At 35.7% G+C, this 23,309-nt stretch carries 26 protein-coding genes and 7 tRNA genes; 9 read left to right on the forward strand and 24 right to left on the reverse strand.

Going from position 1 to position 23,309, the window contains the following annotated elements; genetic code table 11:
• Positions 1-6: 6 nt before the first annotated feature.
• From AC0INN_RS18415 to AC0INN_RS18425, 3 genes are all read right to left on the reverse strand, one after another.
• Positions 7-444, reverse strand: a complete 438-nt coding sequence (locus AC0INN_RS18415; protein WP_306614483.1) for an Rrf2 family transcriptional regulator — start codon at positions 442-444, stop codon at positions 7-9.
• A 40-nt stretch (positions 445-484) separates the two neighbouring features.
• Positions 485-1,435 carry a hypothetical protein gene (locus AC0INN_RS18420; RefSeq protein WP_273650751.1) on the reverse strand — a complete coding sequence of 317 codons (951 nt, stop codon included), beginning with the start codon at positions 1,433-1,435 and terminating at the stop codon, positions 485-487.
• Between the two features lie 164 nt (positions 1,436-1,599).
• A complete protein-coding gene (locus AC0INN_RS18425; RefSeq protein ID WP_273650750.1) occupies positions 1,600-2,034 on the reverse strand; it encodes an FKBP-type peptidyl-prolyl cis-trans isomerase in 435 nt (144 codons plus the stop codon).
• A gap of 131 nt (positions 2,035-2,165) precedes the next feature.
• Between AC0INN_RS18425 and AC0INN_RS18430 the strand changes: the two genes are divergently transcribed.
• The gene (locus AC0INN_RS18430; RefSeq protein WP_306614487.1) at positions 2,166-2,915 is read left to right on the forward strand and encodes a catalase family protein; all 750 of its coding nucleotides are present in this window, start codon (positions 2,166-2,168) and stop codon (positions 2,913-2,915) included.
• Positions 2,916-2,983: 68 nt separating this feature from the next.
• On the opposite strand, the gene AC0INN_RS18435 is transcribed toward AC0INN_RS18430, so the two are convergent.
• The 9 genes from AC0INN_RS18435 to AC0INN_RS18475 all read right to left on the reverse strand — a co-directional run bounded on the left by AC0INN_RS18435 (position 2,984) and on the right by AC0INN_RS18475 (position 11,232).
• A complete protein-coding gene (locus tag AC0INN_RS18435) occupies positions 2,984-3,154 on the reverse strand; it encodes a hypothetical protein (RefSeq protein WP_306614489.1) in 171 nt (56 codons plus the stop codon).
• Between the two features lie 82 nt (positions 3,155-3,236).
• A complete protein-coding gene (locus AC0INN_RS18440; RefSeq protein WP_172283786.1) occupies positions 3,237-4,274 on the reverse strand; it encodes a TerC/Alx family metal homeostasis membrane protein in 1,038 nt (345 codons plus the stop codon).
• Positions 4,275-4,468: 194 nt separating this feature from the next.
• Positions 4,469-5,080, reverse strand: a complete 612-nt coding sequence (locus tag AC0INN_RS18445; protein WP_172283782.1) for a TerD family protein — start codon at positions 5,078-5,080, stop codon at positions 4,469-4,471.
• Positions 5,081-5,304: 224 nt separating this feature from the next.
• A complete protein-coding gene (locus AC0INN_RS18450) occupies positions 5,305-6,249 on the reverse strand; it encodes a hypothetical protein (RefSeq protein WP_273650748.1) in 945 nt (314 codons plus the stop codon).
• 15 nt (positions 6,250-6,264) lie between these two features.
• Entirely contained in the window at positions 6,265-7,425 is a 1,161-nt protein-coding gene (locus tag AC0INN_RS18455; protein ID WP_172283780.1) for a toxic anion resistance protein, read from the reverse strand.
• A gap of 6 nt (positions 7,426-7,431) precedes the next feature.
• Entirely contained in the window at positions 7,432-7,986 is a 555-nt protein-coding gene (locus tag AC0INN_RS18460; protein WP_172283779.1) for a TerD family protein, read from the reverse strand.
• Entirely contained in the window at positions 7,976-8,800 is an 825-nt protein-coding gene (locus AC0INN_RS18465) for a phosphoribosyltransferase family protein (RefSeq protein ID WP_273650747.1), read from the reverse strand. The genes AC0INN_RS18460 and AC0INN_RS18465 overlap by 11 nt, the downstream gene beginning before the upstream one ends.
• Positions 8,801-8,805: 5 nt before the next feature.
• Complete coding sequence (locus AC0INN_RS18470; RefSeq protein ID WP_306614493.1) at positions 8,806-9,480, reverse strand: HAD family hydrolase; 675 nt, start codon at positions 9,478-9,480, stop codon at positions 8,806-8,808.
• A 213-nt stretch (positions 9,481-9,693) separates the two neighbouring features.
• A complete protein-coding gene (locus tag AC0INN_RS18475) occupies positions 9,694-11,232 on the reverse strand; it encodes a SulP family inorganic anion transporter (protein WP_306614495.1) in 1,539 nt (512 codons plus the stop codon).
• 676 nt (positions 11,233-11,908) lie between these two features.
• Between AC0INN_RS18475 and AC0INN_RS18480 the strand changes: the two genes are divergently transcribed.
• The 4 genes from AC0INN_RS18480 (at position 11,909) to AC0INN_RS18495 (ending at position 14,253) form a co-directional block, all read left to right on the forward strand.
• On the forward strand, positions 11,909-12,337 hold the full coding sequence (locus AC0INN_RS18480; RefSeq protein ID WP_172283772.1) for a helix-turn-helix domain-containing protein: 429 nt from the start codon (positions 11,909-11,911) through the stop codon (positions 12,335-12,337).
• Between the two features lie 6 nt (positions 12,338-12,343).
• On the forward strand, positions 12,344-12,670 hold the full coding sequence (locus AC0INN_RS18485; RefSeq protein ID WP_172283770.1) for a helix-turn-helix domain-containing protein: 327 nt from the start codon (positions 12,344-12,346) through the stop codon (positions 12,668-12,670).
• A gap of 154 nt (positions 12,671-12,824) precedes the next feature.
• On the forward strand, positions 12,825-13,709 hold the full coding sequence (locus AC0INN_RS18490) for a helix-turn-helix domain-containing protein (protein WP_273650745.1): 885 nt from the start codon (positions 12,825-12,827) through the stop codon (positions 13,707-13,709).
• 85 nt (positions 13,710-13,794) lie between these two features.
• Complete coding sequence (locus AC0INN_RS18495) at positions 13,795-14,253, forward strand: VOC family protein (RefSeq protein WP_273650744.1); 459 nt, start codon at positions 13,795-13,797, stop codon at positions 14,251-14,253.
• 76 nt (positions 14,254-14,329) lie between these two features.
• On the opposite strand, the gene AC0INN_RS18500 is transcribed toward AC0INN_RS18495, so the two are convergent.
• Complete coding sequence (locus AC0INN_RS18500) at positions 14,330-15,172, reverse strand: alpha/beta fold hydrolase (protein ID WP_273650743.1); 843 nt, start codon at positions 15,170-15,172, stop codon at positions 14,330-14,332.
• 101 nt (positions 15,173-15,273) lie between these two features.
• Positions 15,274-16,374: a slipin family protein gene (locus tag AC0INN_RS18505; protein WP_273650742.1), complete on the reverse strand. Its 1,101-nt coding sequence runs from the start codon at positions 16,372-16,374 to the stop codon at positions 15,274-15,276.
• 909 nt (positions 16,375-17,283) lie between these two features.
• On the opposite strand from AC0INN_RS18505, the gene AC0INN_RS18510 reads away from it, so the two are divergent.
• Genes AC0INN_RS18510 through AC0INN_RS18525 form a run of 4 tightly spaced genes read left to right on the forward strand, consistent with a single transcriptional unit; the run spans position 17,284 to position 19,417 of the window.
• Positions 17,284-17,709, forward strand: coding sequence for a MarR family winged helix-turn-helix transcriptional regulator (locus AC0INN_RS18510; RefSeq protein ID WP_273650741.1), 426 nt, complete (start codon positions 17,284-17,286; stop codon positions 17,707-17,709).
• A 20-nt stretch (positions 17,710-17,729) separates the two neighbouring features.
• Complete coding sequence (locus AC0INN_RS18515) at positions 17,730-18,074, forward strand: GIY-YIG nuclease family protein (RefSeq protein WP_172283760.1); 345 nt, start codon at positions 17,730-17,732, stop codon at positions 18,072-18,074.
• A 10-nt stretch (positions 18,075-18,084) separates the two neighbouring features.
• On the forward strand, positions 18,085-18,543 hold the full coding sequence (locus AC0INN_RS18520) for a DUF1330 domain-containing protein (RefSeq protein WP_273650740.1): 459 nt from the start codon (positions 18,085-18,087) through the stop codon (positions 18,541-18,543).
• Positions 18,524-19,417, forward strand: coding sequence for an alpha/beta fold hydrolase (locus AC0INN_RS18525; RefSeq protein ID WP_273650739.1), 894 nt, complete (start codon positions 18,524-18,526; stop codon positions 19,415-19,417). The genes AC0INN_RS18520 and AC0INN_RS18525 overlap by 20 nt, the downstream gene beginning before the upstream one ends.
• A gap of 32 nt (positions 19,418-19,449) precedes the next feature.
• Here AC0INN_RS18525 and AC0INN_RS18530 read toward each other — a convergent pair whose 3' ends face one another.
• The 10 genes from AC0INN_RS18530 to AC0INN_RS18575 all read right to left on the reverse strand — a co-directional run bounded on the left by AC0INN_RS18530 (position 19,450) and on the right by AC0INN_RS18575 (position 22,604).
• On the reverse strand, positions 19,450-20,001 hold the full coding sequence (locus AC0INN_RS18530) for a 3'-5' exonuclease (protein ID WP_273650738.1): 552 nt from the start codon (positions 19,999-20,001) through the stop codon (positions 19,450-19,452).
• 71 nt (positions 20,002-20,072) lie between these two features.
• Positions 20,073-20,462, reverse strand: a complete 390-nt coding sequence (locus AC0INN_RS18535) for a cyclic-phosphate processing receiver domain-containing protein (protein ID WP_273650737.1) — start codon at positions 20,460-20,462, stop codon at positions 20,073-20,075.
• A 20-nt stretch (positions 20,463-20,482) separates the two neighbouring features.
• Positions 20,483-20,968 carry a ribonuclease H-like YkuK family protein gene (locus tag AC0INN_RS18540; RefSeq protein ID WP_172283751.1) on the reverse strand — a complete coding sequence of 162 codons (486 nt, stop codon included), beginning with the start codon at positions 20,966-20,968 and terminating at the stop codon, positions 20,483-20,485.
• Between the two features lie 71 nt (positions 20,969-21,039).
• Positions 21,040-21,111: transfer RNA gene (locus AC0INN_RS18545), tRNA-Gln, on the reverse strand.
• 157 nt (positions 21,112-21,268) lie between these two features.
• Positions 21,269-21,342: transfer RNA gene (locus tag AC0INN_RS18550), tRNA-Leu, on the reverse strand.
• A gap of 378 nt (positions 21,343-21,720) precedes the next feature.
• Positions 21,721-21,807: transfer RNA gene (locus tag AC0INN_RS18555), tRNA-Tyr, on the reverse strand.
• Positions 21,808-21,983: 176 nt separating this feature from the next.
• Positions 21,984-22,065, reverse strand: a tRNA-Cys gene (locus AC0INN_RS18560).
• A 79-nt stretch (positions 22,066-22,144) separates the two neighbouring features.
• A tRNA-Pro gene (locus AC0INN_RS18565) sits at positions 22,145-22,216 on the reverse strand.
• Between the two features lie 67 nt (positions 22,217-22,283).
• Positions 22,284-22,355: transfer RNA gene (locus AC0INN_RS18570), tRNA-Asp, on the reverse strand.
• 176 nt (positions 22,356-22,531) lie between these two features.
• A tRNA-His gene (locus AC0INN_RS18575) sits at positions 22,532-22,604 on the reverse strand.
• Positions 22,605-23,309: the final 705 nt, after the last annotated feature.

Below are 23,309 nucleotides of genomic sequence, written 5' to 3' on the forward strand. Positions count from 1 at the left end.
AAAATTTTAATTGAATTGATCACAAAACTCCTGTAATGTTTTATCCCCTAAAAACTGAATCACCAACTTTTCTGTTTCACTGAATAATGTGTTTAAGTGATTATTGATCTCTTTTCCGACATTACAAGCCGGATTAGGATTTAGATTTTTTTTACCCAGAACTTCAGTATTTTTTACTGCTGAGTAGATATCAGAAATACGGATTTCGCTCGCATTCCTTGAAAGCTGGCTTCCTCCTTCTTTACCTTGTCTGCTTGCAACCAGACCAGCGTTTCTTAAAACCCCTAACTCCTTACGAACAACCACAGGATTAATATTAATACTCCCAGCCATCCACTCAGAAGTTAACCACTCCTCCGGACTATCTGCCAATAAGGTCATAATATGTACTGCCGTAGCAAATCTTGTATTGTTCATTTTAATTACAGGACAAAGGTAAAACATTTTTTTAATTGTAACAAAATTTATTACAGTTAAATTTTTCTTAAAGTACCAATTTATCCAAATCCAAAAGCAGATAGTTGATGTTCTGATTGATCGTCCTTGTTGCTGATTGCATCTGATTAAGCATTGCTGCACGGTTTTGCAGGTCATCAGCACGATAAAATCCTCCGTCACTAAAAATAACCGAACTGTCTGCAGCTTTCCGGTCATCATCGAACTGATAATGAAGCCATCTTTGTTTCATACTCTGGATGATGGAACTTGATTCTTTATTGGAAAACTTCTTCTCGGTATACATATACCAGATAAATGGTGGAAAATTAGGAGATTCAAGTCTTTCGTTCCATATATCCCTGAGGAGATTTCTTTGATGGATAAACTCTACCTTCTTCCCCTTCGGATTCAGGGTAGCCAATCCGAATCCGGCTCCCAAAGCACCCCCACCAATATCTATTGCACTGCTCCATCCCTCATCTTTTACAATTCCTCCCGCAATGGATGCCGCAGCTCCTGCCACAATGGAGTATAAAATAAGTTTATTATTCCTGGAAGCATTGAGATTATCTACATAACTTCCAATCTGAGCCACCCGCTCTCCTTCGCAATCAAATTCAGCCGCTACAGCATCCAGCTCTGTGAGTGCTATCGTAATTTTACTGTTAATTTTAGTTTTAAGTTGTAAAACTTTAACCTGAGCACTTAGTGAGGTATCTTTTTTAAGTTCCATAATCTGATGCACTTCGTCCAGATTATCCAGAGCATTCAGGATAAGGATACTCTGATCGGAAAACATTCCTTTAAGCTCCTTGTTCGCAGTCAGAATAGAGTCAGAATTATAGGAAGGAAGCTCTTTGCTGTAATTGTATTGGAACGGGGCTTTGCAGTAGCTATCTTTTAAAGTAAGAATATTCTGCTTTATGGCCTGATTTTTTTTGGAAACACATGAAGTTATTAAGCTAAAAATAGCAAAAAGGTAAAGCAGCTTTTTCATTCAATCTATTTTTGTGTAGTTAGTTGTTGAAGGAGATTGCATGCCTTATTAAAAAATAATCTATCACCTATTTAAACAACTTAAAATCTAAAATACGAATTTAAAGTAAATAAAAAAATTTACCCAGAAATCGGGTAAATTTTAAGCTTTATTTAATCAGTAAATTATTTAATTCCCAATAGTTCAACTTCAAAAATAAGGGTACTGTTCGGGCCAATTTCTTTGCTGATCTGTTCCTCACCATAAGCCAGGTTAGGAGGAAGGAATAATCTCCATTTACTTCCTACCGGCATTAGCTGAAGAGCTTCTGTCCATCCGGATATTACTCTGTTCAAAGGAAATGACGCCGGAGTTCCTCTTTTTACAGAGCTATCAAAAACCTCTCCTTTGATTGTGGTTCCGTGGTAGTGACATTTTACCGTATCTTTTGCTTTAGGCAGAGCTCCATTACCTTCTGTAATGATCTCATACTGCAATCCGCTTGGCAAAGTTACAACACCATCCTTTTTGGCATTTTCTTCCATGAAGGCTTTTCCATCATTAAGATTTTTTTCTGCCAGTTCTTTTTTGCGTTTAAATAACATATCTGCTACTCCCATTATTTAATTTTTTACAAAGATAAACTTTCTGAAAAACACTGAAAACCGAATGTTAAGCAGATAAAACACTAAAATAACATTATCTTAACATGCAATTCGAAACTTGGTGTTATAATTGGATTTAAAAATTAATGCCAAGCCCAATATTATATAATAAGAAATTCAATGAACTGACAGAGGAGGAAAAAGAACTTCTTACAATCAACAAAAAAAGTATTTCAGATTTTGTTGAACAGTCATCCATTATCAGCGATGTAGATTATGCGACGCGAAATGCTCATGCCACAACATATGCGGTTCTAAAGGGAGAGTTCAAAGTAAATACAAATCTCCCCGATAATCTGCAACCCTTTTTTGATAAGGAAAAATATGATCTTATCATCAGGTTTTCAAATGCACATCTGAAAATTACAAAATCGAAAAAAGAAATGCCAGCCTACGGTTTTTCAGTAAAAATAAAAGACGAAACCGGCGATGTTCTGGCCAATTACCCATTGGTTAATTTTCCTTTGTTCCCGGTTAACTCAGTAAGTACATTTTTGAAGCTTTTTACCTCACTAAACCAATTTTTTATAAAAAAATGGAACCATGTATTTCCTCTTGCTTACCAGATAATAAAAATAACCCCATCAGTATTCACCTTTTCATTTTTAAAGCATCTGTTCAGGCTGATCAGCCGGCGTAACAATTTCTTCCTTTCATTTGATTTTCACTCTATCGGAGTCTACCGGTTAGGCGAATATATGATCAAAATACAGCTAAAACCTCAATCTCCGGAGAAGAATTTTGGAAAAAAACAGGTACTCGTGAAGCTATTGAAAATTACTTTTCTTCCAATGAGTATGTGGCGGATGTATTGGTTCAGCTGTGTTGTGATTTAAAGGATCAGCCCATTAATATTTTAAATCGTGAATGGAAGAATGCTCCCCTTATTAAAATAGGTGAAGTACTAATCAAAAAGGATGGTATACTGGAGCGATCGTGTGAACATGAACTCCTGTCTTTTAATCCTTTTGAAAGCAAGACTATTTTCCAGCCTGTTGGTAAAATCCAGAAACTCCGGGATGAAGCGTATAAGGTATCTGTACAAACCCGGCGTAAGATCAATAAACTGTTGCATGGATAACCTTGAAAACAATTGACAAGAAATAAAAAACTTAGGTTCAATAAAAAAGCCTTACTTTTCAGTAAGGCTTTATGATTTATTTTTCTTCAAGCTTTTCTTTTGCTTCGTCCTCTTTTTCAGGGAACATGATTGATAAAATAACTGAAATCACCAGTACTCCACCCACGACCCCTAATGAGATTGGTGATGAAATATGAATCCATGGTGCAATTAACATTTTAACTCCAATGAAAGATAGGATGATAGCTAATCCGTAAGGTAATTTACTGAACATATGAATAAAATTCGCTAATAGGAAATACAATGATCTAAGTCCTAGAATTGCAAAAATATTCGAAGTATAAAGAATGAACGGATCATCTGAAATCGCAAAAATAGCAGGAATTGAATCTACAGCGAAAAGAACATCTGTAAATTCTATTACTCCTACAACAACCAAAAGTGGAGTCGCCATTCTGATCCCGTTTTTAACGGTAAAGAACTTATCTCCATCATAATTATCGGCAACTTTCCAGAAGCTCTTGATAAGCTTTGCCCCGGCAGTATTACTGAAATCTTCATCCTCATCATCGCCTCCGTCACCCCAGGATTTAATACCGGCGTAAATAAGGAAAATACCAAAGAGTGCCATTACAATATTAATCTTAACAGCTTCACCAAAAATGTGCATTTCAGGTAAATAAGTTAAATTGATCAGCTCGACTCCTGCAAAAATAAATATCGCCCTGAAAATCAACGCGCCTATAATTCCCCAGAACAAAACTTTATGATGTAAATATTTCGGAACTTTAAAAAATCCGAAAACAAGGATAAATACAAACAGGTTATCCACCGAAAGGGCTTTTTCTATCCAGTAAGCAGCCTGGTACTGGGTAAACTTTTCTACAGCAAGATGATGCCCATCAGCCTGATTGAACACCCAATATACCACTCCTGAAAAGATCATGGACAATGAAATCCACACTACAGACCAGATCGTTGCTTCTTTAGATGAAACCTCGTGACTTTTTTTGTTGAAAACTCCCAAATCGAGAAGCAACATGATAACAACCGTTACCGCAAATCCCCACACCAATCCAGGATGCAGTTCTAAAATACTTTGATGTTTTTCCACTTTACTATGTGTTTATTATATACGATAAAAGCAATAGCTGTACAGAGTACAATTATTGCCATTTATTTTAATGCGGTAAATATAACCAATTTCAGCATAACTAAGCCTGACAAAAGTTTTGTTTAGTAAATTTATGTTTCAAACAATAACCAGCTCGGTATGCCTGTAAATCAATCTATTTGCTGTATTTTTTCTTATAAATACTTTTGCTGTACGGTCTGGATTGTCTGCTCCAGTTTTCTGTCTGCGGTAGGATCTCCGATTGCGTTGAATTTCCATTCCCCGTTTCTTCTGTAAAAAACTCCCATTACCATCGCAACATGCCCGCTGAATGATTTGTCGTTAGCAATATCATATTTAGCGAAAACTTCTTTTACATTAGTCGGTGTTCCCTCATAAATACGAATGGACGCAAACGGAATGGTTCCGAAATCCTGACCTCTGTAGCTGTTCAAAACCAGGGCAACATGCTCAACACCGGGATCCAGCTGATTGAAATCCACCGTAATAACCTCATTATCCAAACCGTCATCTCCGTCTACATCCCCTGTAAGATCATCCCCACTATGCTTCACAGATCCGTTTTTAGACTTTAGGTTTCCGAAGTAGATTACTTCCGTTGCATTTTTATTGGAATCATATAAAATACAGCTCGCATCTAAGTCTACTGCTTCTTTTTTACTTCCCCCGAAAAAGCTCTTTTTCTCAATCGCCCCCCAGTTAATTCCCACACAGGCTTGCGTAAGAGTAGTTCCGTTTTCTTTGGTAAGATTAATTCTTTGACCTTTCTGTAAGTTAATAGCCATTTTTTTATGTTTAATTATTTTTTTAGTGAACTGCGAAACCGCTGAATCGCAAAATTACTTTTATCCTACCTTTTTTGAAGGTAGCTTCTTTTTAAGTTAATCCGTTAAACTGAATAATTGTGAAATTGCTTCCTTTATTATCTTATAGTAACTATTTTACAGTTTCTACAAATAATGCAATTTGGCCTTTTTACAATTCAGCAAATTTGCATTTTCCCTTCTTCCTAATTATTCAAATTCAAATTAAGCATTGCACGCAGAATATTTGTTTCTTCATTGACATCAAATATTTTGCTCATAATATCAACGTTTTCTAAGTTTCGAAGATAGTCCTTTAAAACAGTCTCTACATCTTCAGGTAGTGTACGTTTTCTTTCACCGATTGATTCCTCCAGCTCCTGATTTTTCCTCTTTAGCTGGTTGATAATAACAATCTGGTTCGATTCATTTTCCGCAGTATTTAAGTACGCAAGCTCATCATCGATCAGGTATAATCTCTTCTCTTCAATGTTGAAGATAAAGTGTTCATCCGATTGAAAGATCCGAAATAACTCATATTCATTTCTGTCGATTCTGTAACCACACATAAAGCGTACTTTAAAGTTTTGTATATTAAGCTTACCTAATAATTTCCTTTCAATAAAATAATCATTGTACTGGTAAGAAGGAACCGGATGAAGCTTAAGTTTTGATTCATCTGCCTCCGTTCTGAAAAATTCCGTTGCATATTTTTTATGAAAATATAAAACATCATTCCAGTTCAGGGTGAATTTATCTTCTGTAAGATCTTTATACAAATTTTTCAAATGCGTAGAAAATATACCGCTGTACATTTTCCTGTCTATTTCAAAACTATCAACTTTCCTTTCTTCAAAAGCTGAAATATATTGATTATTAATATCAATTTCATTAATAACCGCCAGCAGATCGTTTTCCTTTTTCTTCTTTATCTTGGTCAACAATTCTATCAGGCTGTCCGTATACTGAAGGTGAAAAAGCTCAAGCTTCTGAAAATCCAGTGTCTTATTTTCATTGAACAGATTATGTATAATATCTGTTTTAATGTAAATGGATATTATATTAACATTTTCAAAGAAGTTGGCAAGAAGTTTAAGTTTCGTTAATCTTCTTTTACTCTGAGACAGTATGGTTACAGCTTCATCATTCACCGGTGTATCGTATTATTAACCTCTGATATTTGCTTTTAGTTCGCTTTCTAATGTTTGCAGGTCCTGATCCAGCTTTCTTCTGTTTTCTGTTCCTTGCTTTTGGATCTGCTTTACTTCATTCAGGGTATTGATCAACATGGCTGTTGTTTCTTTCAAGGTTTCAGCGGATACAATGGTCTGCTCGTTTGCTTTCGCAACGTTTCTGGAGTTTTGCCCCAGACGTTCTGCATTTTTCCTTAAAATTTCTTCTGTAGTGGAAGATACCTTTTGCTGAATTTCAATATTCTGTTGCTGTCTGTGCATGGCAACAGCTAAAGAAAGCTGATTCTTCCATACCGGCAATGTTGTGGTAAGGATAGTCTGTGCTTTTTCAGCTATGGAAACATTATTGTTCTGTACCAATCTGATCTGCGGAAGGGACTGCATCATGATCAGACGAACAACTTTGAGATCAGCCAATCTTCTGTCCAGCCTGTTAATGAAGTCTCTTTTATCTGCAATCTGATAATCAGCATAATTCTGGATATTCGCTTCCATTTCTGCAAGTTCTCTTCCCGCTCTCTCCATTCTTAGATTCCCTGCAATTACAAGATCTTCTATTTGTTTAATTGAATTCACATTGCTGTCAAAGATCGTTTGCAATACTGCATTATCCTTTGTAGAAGTAATGATCCCGGCATTTACTTTATAAGAGATCTGATCAATATTATTGATTATCTTATCGTACTTCGCAAATAAGTTCTCAACCTGGGTAATTACTTTTTTCATGAATGGCAAACGGCTTAAAAAGCTTTTCGCTTTATTTCCGCCATTGATCTCATCTACATCCACGTAATTAAGCTCAACCAATAAATTATTGATCAGCTCTCCTACCTCACCTGAATTGGATCTTCTTACGTTATTCAGAAAGCTGTCACTCTGATTTGCAAGCGTCTTCTGCAGTTCAGAACCAAAATTTACGATAGAACCGGGATTAGTTTCATCTATGGCATTCGCTGCATTTTCATATTTCTGCAGATCATCATTTTTGATCTGGCTTAAATTCACATTTCCATCGCGGTCCACCAGAACCCCAGGTGTTCCCTGGTTGGATTGAACAGGCTGTGCCGGCTCAAATGTTTTAAGAGGTTCAATTGACTGAAGTGGGTCGATAGGTTGATTGGGTTCGTTATCCATGATAAATTATTGATAAAGTGATACAAATTTTTCAAGCCCTTCTCTCTGTCCGCTTCCTACCGCTTCAAACTTCCACTCTCCGTTTCTGTTATAGATTCTTCCGAATTCTACCGCCGTTTCGATGGAGAAGTCCTCATCCAGCTCATACTTTAGAATTTCTTCGTTGGTATCGGTATTGAAAATTCTAATAAAAGAGTTTCTTACCTGTCCGAAATTTTGTTTTCTTGCTTCAGCTTCGTGAATGGTAACAACCACTGTTATTTCCTTTACAGCAGAATCGATTTTGGTAAGATCAATTTTAATTTGCTCATCGTCGCCATCTCCATCTCCTGTCAAATTATCTCCCGTATGGATTACAGCTTTATCCGGAGATTCCAGATTGTTGTAAAAAATAAAGTGATTATCTGAAACCAATTTTTTATTTTCTCCCAATAAAAATAAAGAAGCATCTAAATCGAAAGAACCTCCCGTTGATGTATTATTGATATCCCATCCTAAACCTACGGTAAATTTAGGTGCGTTTATATTTTCTCTTTGTCCTTTTTGTAAGTTAATAGCCATAATATAATTCTGTTTGTGTTAAAGCATTTATGTTATTTTCGTATTCTTCTATTAAATGATAGTTATTGCTGATTGCCAGTTCAAGCAAGCTATCGATCTGTTCCTTTTTTACTTTAGACGTAAGATACTCAAAATTACTTGAATCCAACCCTAAAATATATTTCACAATTCTCGTATTAAACTGAAAACCAGGCCTCGCCATCACCTCAACAATATGATCTACATTTTTTACTGCATAGTAATTGAAGTAGTTTTCAATTTTCGGGTCAATATTAAAATTCATTAACTCCGCATAATATAAGAATATGAAATCAGCTTGTACGTCATATTCATTCAATATTTTGTTTACAGTATGCTCATGGCTTCCTGTAATTTTGATATCATCTATAAAAATACAAAGTTTTCCTCTTAGAAAATCCTTGTCAATATAATACGTATCATTAGCAATCAGATTTTTCCGATCCTCGAAATTAAGATTTCCATAATCTGTCGTATAGGTATGATTACGGTTGATCTTGGATAAAATACTTGACTTCTTTCCTTTTTGAAAAAGATAGAAATCAAGGCACTTTTTAAAATAAAAGCATAAAAAGTTTGAAGCAGTGGGAATTGCCATATATGGACTCGGTAAAATCACGATTTCTTTATCGGCATCGAAAAGCCCTTCATAATGTCTAATAAATCCTTCGAATAATTCTTTAGCAAACTTCTCGGCATAAGATTTATCTCCATATTTAAAATAACTGTATTCTGCCGGAGAAAAGCTAAACTCTTCCGCAGAATGAATATGATGTAAACTGTACCTCGTGTTCATAGTTATTATATTGAATGTTTAAGTAAATGTGCATTGAAACCAAAGCTTTTCGCTCCATTAAAATCGGCAACCGCATTATCACCGATATGCAAAATCTGACGAAGTTCCAGCTCCTGGTTTTTGATTTTACTTTTCACTTCCTGAAAAGCAATCGGATTGGGTTTTGAACAATTGATCTCATCTGAATAGATATGGAAATCGATATAATCGTCCAGATTCTCTTCTATTAAAAACTTTCTAAGCGTTTTCCCTTTTATAAAGCCGGTATTACTTAAAATATTGATGGTCTTCCCCTGGTTTTTGATCTCGTCGAAAAGCTGGTGTATATTGTCAAAAATAATAACCGGTTTGTACTCCAGGAACAATTCTTCGCTTTTTATATAAAATGCATTGAGATCATCCGTATTGATTTCTTTTATATCAACCTGTAAAGCGCTTAATATAAGAAGATAAATTTCAAATGTATCCACATTCCCTCCTGTTACTTCATTCATCGTATTACACAAATCATCATAATATTTTACTGTTTTTGTAACAGTTTCTATGGGTTGATTAATGGTAAAAAACGAGGTGAACAGCTCAACTCTTTTTGCTTTAAATTCAGGGTGAGATTTTATCAAAGTAAGCCACAAATCAAAAGAGAAATGATAGTGGTTGTGGATGTCAATATCTGTTTTCAAAATGGTACGTATTACAATTTACACAGAGCATTGCTAAAAATTACTCCATATAATTTCATTTTTTCGTCGTTAGTTTTTAGTTTGAATCTATTCAATTCCTCCCAAAGATAATTTTTTAAAATTAAAGTCTGTTTTTTTTATAACTTTTTAAGATTTATGATTAATAATTAAGAAAAAAACGACAACTCATCATGGCACGTACCTACCATTTGTCTATTTCTCGGGCATTACCTTATAAGTGGGATCATCTTCTATGCTAACATCAATTACCGCTTCCGCTGTTTTTAAAATTTTCCTGCAGTCTTCGCTTAAATGGCGTAGGTGTAAGGTTTTATTGAGCTCATGATACCGTCTGGACAGCTTATCCAAAGCATCAATTGCACTCATATCAACAATTCTGCTTTCTTTAAAATCCACGACAACCTTATCCGGATCGGCTGCCGGATCAAATTTCTCTGCAAATGCGGTTACAGATCCGAAAAATAAAGGGCCGGAGATTTCATAATACTTCACTCCATCTTCATCAACGTACTTTCTTGCTCTGATCCTTTTTGCATTATCCCAGGCAAATACCAACGACGCAATGATGACTCCTACAAGAACAGCTAAGGCCAGATTATGCAAAACTATTGTTATCATCGCGACGATCACCCCAACAAATATGTCAGACTTTGGCATCTTATTGACAATCCTTATCGAAACCCACTGAAAGGTACTGATGGCTACCATCATCATTACCCCTACCAAAGCAGCCATTGGAATTTTTTCAATAAATGGTGCTCCTACCAGAATAATAATCAAAATCGTTATTGATGCAATGATTCCTGAAAGCCTGGCTCGGGATCCTGCATTGAGATTAACTAACGTCTGAGCTACCATGGCACAACCGCCCATTCCGGCAAAAAAACCATTGGTAATATTAGCAAGTCCCTGAGCCACAGATTCACGGTTAGCATTTCCTTTGGAATTGGTGATCTCATCAACCATCGAAAGAGTTAAAAGAGATTCTATAAGGCCTACACCAGCCATGATTAATGCGTAAGGAAATATAATTTTCAGGGTTTCCAATGAAAATGGTACGGCAGGAATATGAAATGGAGGAAAACTTCCGCTGATGTGTGCAATATCCGCGACAGTCTTTGTATGGATATTTAATCCCAGGACAAGTCCAAAAACAATAATAATGGCAACCAATGAGGCAGGAACCACTTTGGTCAGTTTAGGAAAAAAATAAACAATGGCTATCGTAAAAGCCGTAAGTCCGGCCATAATATATAAAGAACTTCCCTGAAGCCAATGAACGGCTCCGTTGCCATCTACAAATTTAAACTGTTCTACCTGAGCCATAAAAATAATGACCGCTAAACCATTCAAAAACCCATACATAACAGGCTGAGGAATAAGGCGAACAAATTTCCCCAGTTTAAAAACACCAACCAATATCTGGAAAACTCCTGCTAAAGCAACGGTTGCGAACAGATATTCTACTCCATGCGATTTAGCCAAAGCAATCAATACCACGACTGTAGCACCTGCTCCTCCGGACACCATTCCCGGCCTCCCTCCAAAAACAGCCGTGATCAATCCCATTAAAAAAGCGGCATACAAGCCCGTAAGCGGAGAAAGTCCCGCAAGAATCGCAAATGAAAGAGACTCCGGGATCATGGTCATTGCGACAGTAAATCCCGCAAGTAATTCATTTTTATAATTAATTTTTTTAGGAAAATCGAAGATATTAGTGAATGCATCCATAGTTAATCACAAAGGTAAATACTTGAAATATTATACACAATAAACGAATTCTCAAAATAGCATAAACGAATAAGCATTATTTCAAATAATTCACACATAAATTTATATTATTAAAAATATAAAAATTTAAAACCTTAATTTTTCCGTTAATGTCATTTTTTAACATTATTTATTACTTATATTTTTTGCATCAATTTTAAATTTTTCTATATTTGAAAATCAAGAAGTTGATTTTTTATTATATAACTTTAAATTAAAATAAGATTTTTCTTATTTAACTTTTATAAAAAAAATTAATCTACGAGTAAACAATATAAAGAAAAAATTGAATGAAAGGGCTTTAGATAATATATTATTGCTACTGCAGTCATAAAATCTGATATCTATAGTATTTTATTAGACGAGACAAAAGATAAATAATCGCTAAAAGCATCGATGGAGGTTAGAAGGATACTCAAGTCATTCTTTACATACTAAAAAATTCAGCAAATAATAGCCATGCTATTCCAGAAGTTTTGCTTTTTACCATCTTCGCTGCTCACAAGGGCAATTGATTACCTATTTTGTAACATATTCTATTATTTCTATACGTATCACATATTCAAAATACAGTTGATATACTATTTTATCTAATCTATCTAAGCAAACACTAATTATAAAATATTATCTAATAAAAATGTTATACAAAGAAATACATATCGGGCAATTCGTGAAAGAGCGGGTTGACGATAAAGGAATTACAATGGAAAGAATTTGTAATTTCTTAAACAAGGATGAAGAATTTGTTGAAAAGATGTACAACAGCAAATCGATAGATACAGAAGTTCTGCTACGATGCAGCAAATTACTGGAGTACGATTTTTTCAGATTATATAGTTCTCACCTTATTTTATACGCTCCACCGGCAGCTGTAAACAAGAATACGGAGAAATCAGACAAAATCCCTTATTTCAGAAAAAACATTTACACACAGGAAATAAAAGAATTCATCATTAAAAGAATTCAATCAGGAGAGATGACTCTGAATGAGGTCATTAAAGAATATTCTATTCCTAAAAGTACCCTTCACCGTTGGCTGCAAAAAATAAACACACCCATTAAATAAGATATAATGCGACCAAATTACAGCAAGATTTACCATGATATGCTCAGACTGGAGCATCCGGATAAATTAGAAGAACCCAAAATTAAAGAATTACTGAAAAGACTTAACACTTCTGATGATGTTTTAAAATTCAATGAAAGAATTTTTGAACAATCAAAAGAAAGCTCAAAAAACAATCAAAAACTAAAGACCTACGACAAAAAAACAATGCTTAAACTGCTGCAATATCAAAAAAAGCATGGCTTTTCGACAAGTTATATGTCTAAAAAGTACAAGATAAGCAGAACTACCATTGCAAAATGGAAAAAGAACTTTGAAGAAGAAATCAGTTAAAAAAAATAATAAAAAGCCGGCGAATGATTATTTGCCGGCTTTTTATTTAAGCTAGATAGGTCTGTACATTCGAATCATAATGCCTATCATAGCTTTTCTATAAAGAAATAAAATATTGATTTTTTTAATCAACAGATTGATAACTTTGTTCATCATGAAAGAAGAGCACGAGCTGAATATTGTATCATTTGTCGGTCGTTATTTCAATTACATCCTTCCCGAAAAGGAAATGGACATTGTATGCCTGTCCGTCAGTGGCAAAGAGATAATACCTCTTGAGGGTAACCGCATTCATTTTTATATGATTATTATAGGAGTGAAGGGTAAAACCAGAATCAAAGCAGGCTCGCATCAATTTTTAATCATGCCCAATAGTGTTTCTGTGATTCCGGCAGAATCATGGGTAGCATTAGAAAAGCCCCAGAAAACATTTGATGCAAAATTCATCTTTTTTGAACCTTCATTTTTAAAAAAAGGCTGGGCTTACAACCATGTGCTGAATGATCTCATGTTCATTAATCCCAACTATCCTCCGACATTTCCTCTGAAAGGAAAACAACAAAAAGATTTCCTGTACAAATTCAATAAAATTTCACAGGAAATAGACACAGAAGCTCCCTTCGGAATGGAAATGATACGACTTTATCTTGTACAGATTTTATTTGAATACAATAGGATTTGCGAAATCTGCCTGCTGAATTCCGATACTTCGATCAACCGGAAATTTCAGATTATGCACCGCTTCCGGCAGCTTGTTGACATGCAATTCAAAGAAAATAAAACCGTGGCATCTTATGCGGACCAAATGAACATAACCCCTAAATACCTCAGCGAGTGTGTAGCTGAACATTTAGGATATCCGGCTTTAAAAGTTATTCAAAACAGAATCTTGCGGGAAGCTGAAGTACTTCTGAAATATACTGAGAAAAGTATTAAAGAGATCAGTAATGAACTGCAATTTGACTCACCAACGCATTTTTCCCGCTTCATACAACATCAGAAAGGCAAAACTCCCACAGAACTTAGACAGCAACCGTAAAATTGGTCATTTAAGCCGAAATCCGGCTCTCCTATTTTCTTGTCTTTATGTATAGCTTTGTATCATCACATTAAACAAAAAAATCATGATCAAAGGATTATATGAAACCCATATTCAAGTGAGTAACCTGGAGAATGCCATTCAATTTTACACTGAAGTATTAGGCCTCACACTGGCTCATCGTGACGAAACGAGACCTATTGCATTTTTATGGATTGGTAAAGGAAAGGACTTTATGCTGGGTTTATGGGAGCAAAAAGAAAATTTACAACCACGGCATTTTGCTTTTTCAAGTGATAAGGAAGACATCCTGAACTATTCTGTTGACTATTTACATAACAGAAATCTGAAACCTTATAATTTCTTAAAAGACGGGATAGACAAGCCTATGGTTTTTGCATGGATGCCGGCTTTAGCTATTTATTTTAATGATCCCGACGGAAATCAACTGGAATTCATCTCTGTTTTAGAGAGTGAAGGCAGACCTGAATGGGGTGTAATTTCTTATGAAGAGTGGGTTAGTAAAAATAACGAGGGGAAATAAATTCATCCGCTCAAAATCTTTTTGAATTAAAAATTCTGGCCCGTTTGCGGACCAGAATTTTCAAATTGGCATACCATCAATTCTGAAGAAAATTAACAATTTCTTCAGACGTGTCCACGAGTACATGTCCCTTATTTTCATCAATAATTGTTTTCAAGTCCGGCAATATACCTCCAAGACGTTTTGAAATCTGTTCTGTAGACCGGATAACATCTCTTCTTCCTCCAATGAACAAAACCGGCATGGTAAGGTTCTCCAACTCCTCATCCTGAAAGATATACTCTTTATCCATCCGTGCATTGACATGATCCTTCATTAGATCCATAAACTCTATAACCTTTGGATCAACGGACTGTTCTCCTAATATAATTTCGTTGATTTTTTTCCTGCCCGCTTTCCCAAACAGCGAGTAGAATATCGCCTTAAATATAAAACTTCCTGCAGTTCTTACAATACCGGCTGGTGAAAGCAAAACCATTTTGTATACCCTTTCAGGAAAACACCCTGCAAAACGCACTGCCAGCCATCCTCCCTGGGACAACCCTACAATATGTGCTTTTTTTATCTGCATTGCATCAAACACCTCATGTAACCACAGGGCATAATCCATGGTTTCATAGGAAAGCCGCGTCTCCGCACTTTTCCCGGGTTCACCGATAATATCAACGGCTATTACTTTATACTTTTGAGCATAAACATGGAAATCTGAGATCCATGACGTCGAATTGGATGACGCGCCATGTAAAAGCACAAGAATGTCTTCATTTTCCTCACCGGCTTCTACCATATATGTATCTCCAAAACTTGTTTTACATACTCTTTGCTTAATTCCCACACCACAACCCAGCAGCGCAGCATCATACATTGTCAAGATCTTTTGTCTTCCCTGATCATTCTTAAAAACGGTATTTTTTCTCATTACCTATAATTTTTAAAATTTCCTTTTACTTATTCAGATGGTACTAAAAAAGCAGATTTCTTTACAGAAACCTGCTCATATATAATAATTGGGGCAGTTTTCTATTTTGCGAAAATCTCTTTAAGCTGGGAAACAATATTGCTGTTTCCGGATACGGTAATATCTCCGATTTTATCCGCGATCCTTTCCATATATTCCATTTCTTTCAGTTTCCACAACACTTCATTTTCTTCCATCAATTTTGCGGTATTCAGCAAGCTCCTTGTAGAAGCTGTTTCCTCCCGACGCATGATGCTATTGGCCTGAGCCTTTTTCTCGGCAATCAAAACCTGATTCATGATCTCCTTCATTTCTCCGGTAAGAATAACATCACGAATCCCCGCATCTGTAGCTCTCAGTCCAAGATCTTCACCCTTTTTACCCATATTAGCAAGAATCTCCTGTCCTACATTATCCTTTTTCACCAGCAATTCATCCAGTGTTAAAGCCCCAACAAATTCACGCAAAGCCAATTGCATGATAATGTATAGTTGCTTATCATACTCCTTATTATCCATCAATGCTTTCACCACATTTTCAACCTGGTAACGGACATAAAAATTGATACGAAGCATTGTTTTATCTTTTGTTAAAAGTTCCTGACCTGCAATCTCCATTTGTTGCATGCGGGTATCTACACTTTTAACTTCAACAGAAATTTCATTCATCCAGAAATAATAAGTCCCTGCTTCCAGCACTTTTGTCAGCTTTCCATCAATAATGAGCAAACCTTTGTATTGACTTGTTACCACAAATTTTCTCACAAGGTTTTTCAATTTTGGATTTTCCAGAATCGTTTTGGAAATTTTTTCAGTAATATCAACTTTCGTCATATCAATCTTTTGAAATGTCCTGTTTACGACATCTTTCCAGGCAGCATATTGCCCTACATGCAGAACTTCTTTAAAGATTCCGTTTTCATAGACTAAAACAAGTTCTCCGTCTTTTACCTCAACCAATTCAAGCATAGCGCTTAACTCCTGATGTTTTAGTAAAAGCAGCAGGTCGTCATTTATCTGCAAAAGTGTTTTCACTTCATAGATATCCACAGATTTATTTCCAAAAATCCAGTGATGGCCTTCTCGTAAAATCTCAATAAGATTCCGGTTTTTAAATACCAGACCTACCTGATATGCATTAATTTGTACATTTCTAAACATCATATTATATTTTAAGGTTATTTTATACTTTATAAAAGGAAAAAACTGAGGATTTTTCTTCTGAAAACAGCGGAAATAAGCATTTCTGAAAGAATCATTTCAAGACATACATGACAATACTACTTTTTGGGTACACGGGCTTTTGAGCGTATTCACTGTCACTGCTACACAAAAAAAACTTCATTTACACCATCCAGCTTTTTATCATGATCCGTCAGGTTATTTTTTCACAAAAAACTTTTTTACAGGCTTCTCCAAAATATTGACTGAACAACTGAAAAAGCTCAGACTTTTTCCATACATACATTTTTTGAAGAGAAATATTAAACTCTGCAAAATAGATTTTGAGTCTATTTTAACCTACGTTAAAAGCGTAGTGCTCTGACCAACTGAGCTATCTCATCCAAAATGAGAGTGGGAATCGAACCCACGCATAAAGCTATTACTCTACCCAACTGAGTTATATTTCCATAAGGAAACAGAAGGATTCGAACCTTCGACCCATAGCACATGGTAGAAGTTTTTGGAAAACTCCTCAAACCTTCAGATCAAGCTGAACAGAATAAGATCATGTTTCTCAACAATCCTTCTGCAATGGTGATATACCGAAACACTCAACAAGACCTGTCTGATATCTTCATTAAGGTTTGCTTTTTCCAAACCTTATTATTATTTCATTTTGATAATGCAAAGTAATAATAGAAATACGCAATCATTTTGCGTAATAAATTATTTATACAGGAAATCGATTTTCTTACTCTAAAAGACTTGTGTTTTAATTACCTATTTGGGCTATCCAGTCATTCACATTTTAAATCACTTAAATAATAAAATTAACTAACCGTAGTACGTAATTAATTAAAATGTTTATATTTGCACAATAAAAATACTTGACAACTCAAATAAAATTCAATGATAAGTACAGATTTATTACTGCTTATGAACGTTACAAAAGTGCAGGCCATTATTTCAAGAAAATTTGATGCATTGAGTGTGCATGGACTTAGCTTCAGTGATTTTACGATCCTGTATATTCTTATAGGGTCTTCAGAACATAAGATCCGCAGGATAGATCTGGCGGAGAAAACAGGTTTAACAGCTTCAGGGATTACACGCCTTTTGAATCCCCTTGAAAAAATAGGTCTTGTATCCAGAGAAGCCAATGAGAGAGATGCAAGGGTCAGCTATGTTGTAATCACTGATACCGGGAAAAAGGTCTTTGAAGAAGCAAAAAAAACAGCAGAAAATATTACAGCAGAAGTATTATCATTTAAGAAGAACAAATCTCTTAAAGCTACTTCAGAATTCCTATTTGAGCTGGGAGGATCGATACAATAATGAACAGACAATGGATTTAAATGAAAAATACAATTAAACAGCAACTTAGAGAAAAAGCTAAAAATCACCCTGTAACAATGGGAGTTCTTTCTATTAAAAATACCATAAACGGAAAGCAGTTTATCCAAGGCTCCCTTAATGTGGAAGCATTGGAGAATAAAATAAAATTCTCACTCAATATTGGCCAGTACACGCATCGGCAATTGCAGTCTGACTGGAATGAGTACGGTGAAAATGCATTTATATTCGAATGTATTGCGGTAGTGGAGCCCCAGAACAATCCTTATATCAATTACCGTCAGGAAGTTTTAAAGGCAGAAAAGAATTGTATCGAAGATATTGAGCTCCCGGAAAATCTTTATTAGTTATAAAAAAATGACAACATCTTATCTATATCCTACCTTCGAGGCAGGAAAACATTTATTCAGTAAAAATATAAAAGGTTCTATCGTTAATCTGAACCTGATTAAATTAAAAAAAGAAGCCGATTATTCATCTCATCCGGAACTGAAATCTTCCGGGATCACAAGTGGCTGGGATGCATATTGCCGATACATACAGGAAACAGAACCCTTTCTCACAGCCAGTGGAGGTGAAATTCTTTTTATTGGAAAGGGGGATCATTTTTTAATAGGGCCTGAAAAAGAGTATTGGGACATTTGCATGCTCATCCGTCAAAAAAGTGTAGGCGACTTTTTAAATTTTGAACAAAACGAAGAATACATAAAAATCGCAGGCCATCGCACCGCAGCTATTGAAGATTCTCGACTGTTACCCCTGGAAGAGATTCTGCTTCAATCGATAAAACCCAACAATGGAAACAGCAATCATTAACAATGTAGATTTATGCTACGAGATCTTTGGAGAAAATAATAGTACTTCTATAATTTTAATCTCAGGATTAGGCAGCCAGATGATCCGATGGGATAATTCTTTCTGCGAGCAGCTTTCTTCACAAGGCTTCAAAGTCATCCGTTTTGATAACAGGGATTCCGGGGCTTCTGTTTTTACTACGGAAAAAGAAATCCAATTCGGAGGAAATATCGAGCAAACCTTTTCAGAGATCAGAAAAGAAGACATTCCCTATTCACTGAAGGATATGGCAAAAGACGTTATAGGGCTTATGGATCATCTACACATTAAAAAGGCTCATATTATTGGCAGATCCATGGGTGGGGTGATTGCACAATTGCTGGGCTCTTACTTTCCCGAAAGAGTATCATCGATCACCATTATTATGTCTACCTCGCTCAATCCTCAGCTGCCTTCTGGACATCCGGACGTTATGGCAATGATGACCCAACCACCTGTTGATTATCTTACCAACAAAGAAGCTTATATTAAAGAAAAAATAATTTTTGCCAAAAGGATATCAGGCAATTTCCCTTTGAACGAAATGCAGGAAAGAAGTTTAATAGAACAGGAATTAATCCGTTCTAAAACAAAAAATGGTTTGTTCAGACAATTACTGGCTATGGGTTCGTGGACATATAAACCTAGTGACCTTCAACAAATCTCAGCACCTGTTCTCATTATCCACGGAACAGATGATCCTATTTTTCATCCTGAATCCGCCAGGGATCTTCACCGAACGATTCCGAATTCAGAGCTTATGATGATCGAAGGAATGGGACATTCCATTCCGGAAGAGCTTTATATCCCAATCTGCAAAAAGATTATACAAACTGTAAATTTATCGGAAAAATAAAACTCCCTTCTTAGAAGGGAGCTTTCCTGTAATTAGTTATTTTGCAGGCACCAATGTAAAATCTTGGCAATATTTTTAGCATCGTCCACACCGCGGTGATGGGTTCCTTCCAGCTTAAGATTAAGTTCCCCTAAAGCCCTGCTCATTCCTACACTTTTCCTGATCGTAGGATGAACAAACCCGAACAATGTCTTCACATTAATATGACTATCACTTAAGGGATAATCAAGATTAAATCTTCTGGCCTGGTTTTGAAGCATGTTCAAGTCATAATTGCCATAACTTGCCCAGGTAAGATGTTCTGAATGATATTCTGCCCGGAGTATATCTACGGCATCATCAAATAAAACACCTTCTTCATCCAGCATCTTTTGGGTGATGGTAGTCAGCTCCGTACAGAATGGGCTCACCTTTGAATATTGAGGTCTTACCAAAATCCCTTCGTTTCTTGAGATCTCGCCGGTCTTTGCATCCATAACGCAAACCCCGATTTCAATGATCTCACTTTCTTGTCCTCTTGGCGGCCGGCTGTCCCAACATGTTGCTTCGAGGTCTATAATAAGTATATGATCTGTTGTTTTCATAGTTTTCGTCGTACATGTATAAAATGTACTTTGTTATTAATAATTGGTCAACTTCAAATGAGCTCTGGTTCCTATGTCAGATCAACCGAAAAGAGCTCATTCTGTCTTCTAAAATTTTCAAGCAGGTTAATAATATTCTTTTTACCCACCGGATTCATGGAATGACAGTAAAATTGAGGTAAATCCACATGATGATCCATACAATATTCAATCAGCCATTTTGCACAGTCATATCCCGTCTTTTCGGAATCCCAGTTACCGGTGTGCTCTCCATCAGCAAGGTCGTGATCAAAAGAGATCATTTCCGGAAGTCCATTTTCTGAAATCCAATGGATAAACTGCTTATAATTCCGAACGATGATCCAGTCTTTCAATAAGAAAAAATCCTGTTTTGTATAGCGATAGGCTTCTTCCGGACACCTGATATCATCAAGAAACAAAAGCTTTTGTATCATTTTCATAAAATCATCAAGATTTATTATTAAACCATCATATCTGCACAATTGGAGCTCGCAAAAGCATAAGGTTTAGCTTTGAATACATATCCCATTCCCAAAATATACCCCATGGCATCTTTCAAGGCTACATTGGATTTAAAATCAGGATCTGTATTGATATCAGCATGAACCTCCATTTCAACCCCATATTTATCTAAAACAGGACAGATGGTATAAGCAATTTCTACAGATTTATTCACCTCATTAAGCATCCGCTCTTTGATGCTGATTGTTTGAATTTCTTTTTGTTTTCTGATAAAAGTAAACGCACCTTTTCCTTCACGAATAAATACCACTGCCGTAGCATAGCTAATAGTATCTCCATACACATGAGAATCTGATCCCACACAAACTTTCAGTCGGTATCCATTAGCTTCTTCGCGGATGATGGCTTCTTCTATCAACTGCGTGATAGGCTTGTGGAAAAATTTCCCACTCATATTCTGCCATATTTCTTGTTGCGTTTCCATTTTTTTACATTTTTTAAAATTCTACATATTGTTCTTTATAATTGATAAGCGATGATTGAGTAAAGATTTTGTTGATTCATCAGGACTCGAACCTGAACAACAAGAGTCAAAGTCTTGTGTGCTGCCGATTACACCATGAATCATTCTGCAGTACTGAGTTACATATATATAAGTTTTGTCCGCAATTACAGAACAGACAGGATCGAACCTGTACCTTCGTAATTATCATTGATTATAGATAAATAAAAATTCATTATAAAAACCAAATGGTTATTTATCTTTATATGAATTAACATTTTGTACAGGAAAAGGGAGTCGAACCCTCAATATCTTGAGTCTAAGTCAAGTGCGTCTGCCAGTTCCGCCATTCCCGTATTTTTTTACAAATTATAAATGATGAGATATTATAACAGATAAATTATAATAGCTGCAATCATTGATCTATGATCAATCATCACTTTTAGTTAAGGTTAGAGAAAGTTTGTCGGTGTAAACTTTTGCTTGTTAGTGTTTGTAAAGATCTTCTGCGCTTGACAAACCCTTCTCTTTCCTCTTTCGTTATATGATTGATCAATGATGATTGATCATTGATTGATAAGATATTAGTCTTAAAATTTATGAATCATCTTTTATCTTTTATCTTTTATCTTTTATCTTTTATCTTTAATTAATAATAATCGACTGATTAGGAATCGAACCTAAGCGACAAGAGTACAGTTCCTGCATGCTGCCATTACATTATCAGTTGATTGTGGTGGAAGTGGTAGGATTCGAACCTACTCAGCAATAAAGCAACAGATTTACAGTCTGCCCCGGCTCTCCAACTCCGGCGCACTTCCAGATTTATATAAAGATCAGCGATAAAGATGAATAGAGGTTTTGATTTCATCATAATTTCTGATCATTATAATGGAGTAAGCAAAAGGCCTGTCTTAATTTTTTGTTTGATATAAGAACTTCTGCGCCCGACATCCTTTTAACTTTTCTCCGGAACTAATCTCATTTTAGTTATTTGAGATGGTTATGGGATTCAAACCCACTCAGCTTACGCAACGGTTTTGCAGACCGCCCCGACTCTTCCACTTCGGCGAACCATCAGGTTTTATTCATTATAATTGATCGTTCATTAGTGATAATTTACCTGCATTTCAACTTTTCGCGTTCAATTAAAAATAGTCTGGAAAGCAAGATTCGAACTTGCGACCTCCCGCGTCCAAGGCGGGTAAACAACCACCGTTATCTTTCCAGTTATAAGGTTCAGCTTCCTATTTCTTTTCCGAGAGACAGTCGGAGCCAAAATATTCTGTGAACCTTGCGGTCTATGCGAGAATCGAACTCGCAGTGCCCAAGAGACAGTCGGGCAGGTTAGCCATTACCTCAATAGACCTTTTTGCGGAGAACAAAGGAATTGAACCTTCACGACTATCGTAGAACTTATGAGCAGTAAGCCGCAACCAACCCCTATTTATCTACTCTCCTTTTAATCCCAGAGAAATTAAACCTCCCCTTTTTCCGGTTTTAAAAGACCGGTGGTCGGTTCATTAAGCTAGGGAATTGTACTTTGGGTTTCTCCGGGGATCGAACCCTATTCTCCGGTGCCACAAACCGACGCTTTACCAAATAAGCTAAAGAAACCATAAAAAAAGCACCTCTTTTCGGGAGGTGCTGTATATATTTGACGTGTCAGATCAATAGCTGACCCACATATATAAGCACCTTTTATCCACAAATTCACTATCCTGAAGACATGGGTAACCTTTCGGCTCCTCTGCTTGTAGTCTTGAATACGGATTAAATATGTAATGCAATTGTTTCATTATATTTTTTGTTTTAAACACTTTTTGAAATTCTAAAAACCTGTTGCTTTCAATTTTCGATTGCAAAGTAAATATGATTTTTTTTAACTCGCAAATAAATTTCAGGCGCAATAACTTAAAAATCAATAAGTTACATCAATAAAAAAGAAATAGAAATTCCTGTCCGCAAATTATTGCAGATACTTTAATTACCTAAATGACTGTCTCTCACCGGTTTGTTTATCACTCTATTTTATTGTATTAAAATTTCATCGCTAATTAAAAATTTTCACTTTTTTGGTTATTTTTTTTCATTCTAAATAATTTCTGTTCTAAAAACACAAAAAACGCCCCGGGAATCGAGGCGTTTTTGCAGTATTTTGATTAAATCTTTACGAGTTTACAGTAAATAATTTACAAAGTCAGCACATTTTACCTCATTCCATATCATGCATTCATATCCAAACGAATCCTTTAGTACAGGGCTATCGTATAGATTCAAACTGATATGTGCTGTTTGTATTGTCATAATTTTATGTCCGCAA

The organism is Chryseobacterium subflavum (assembly GCF_055762745.1).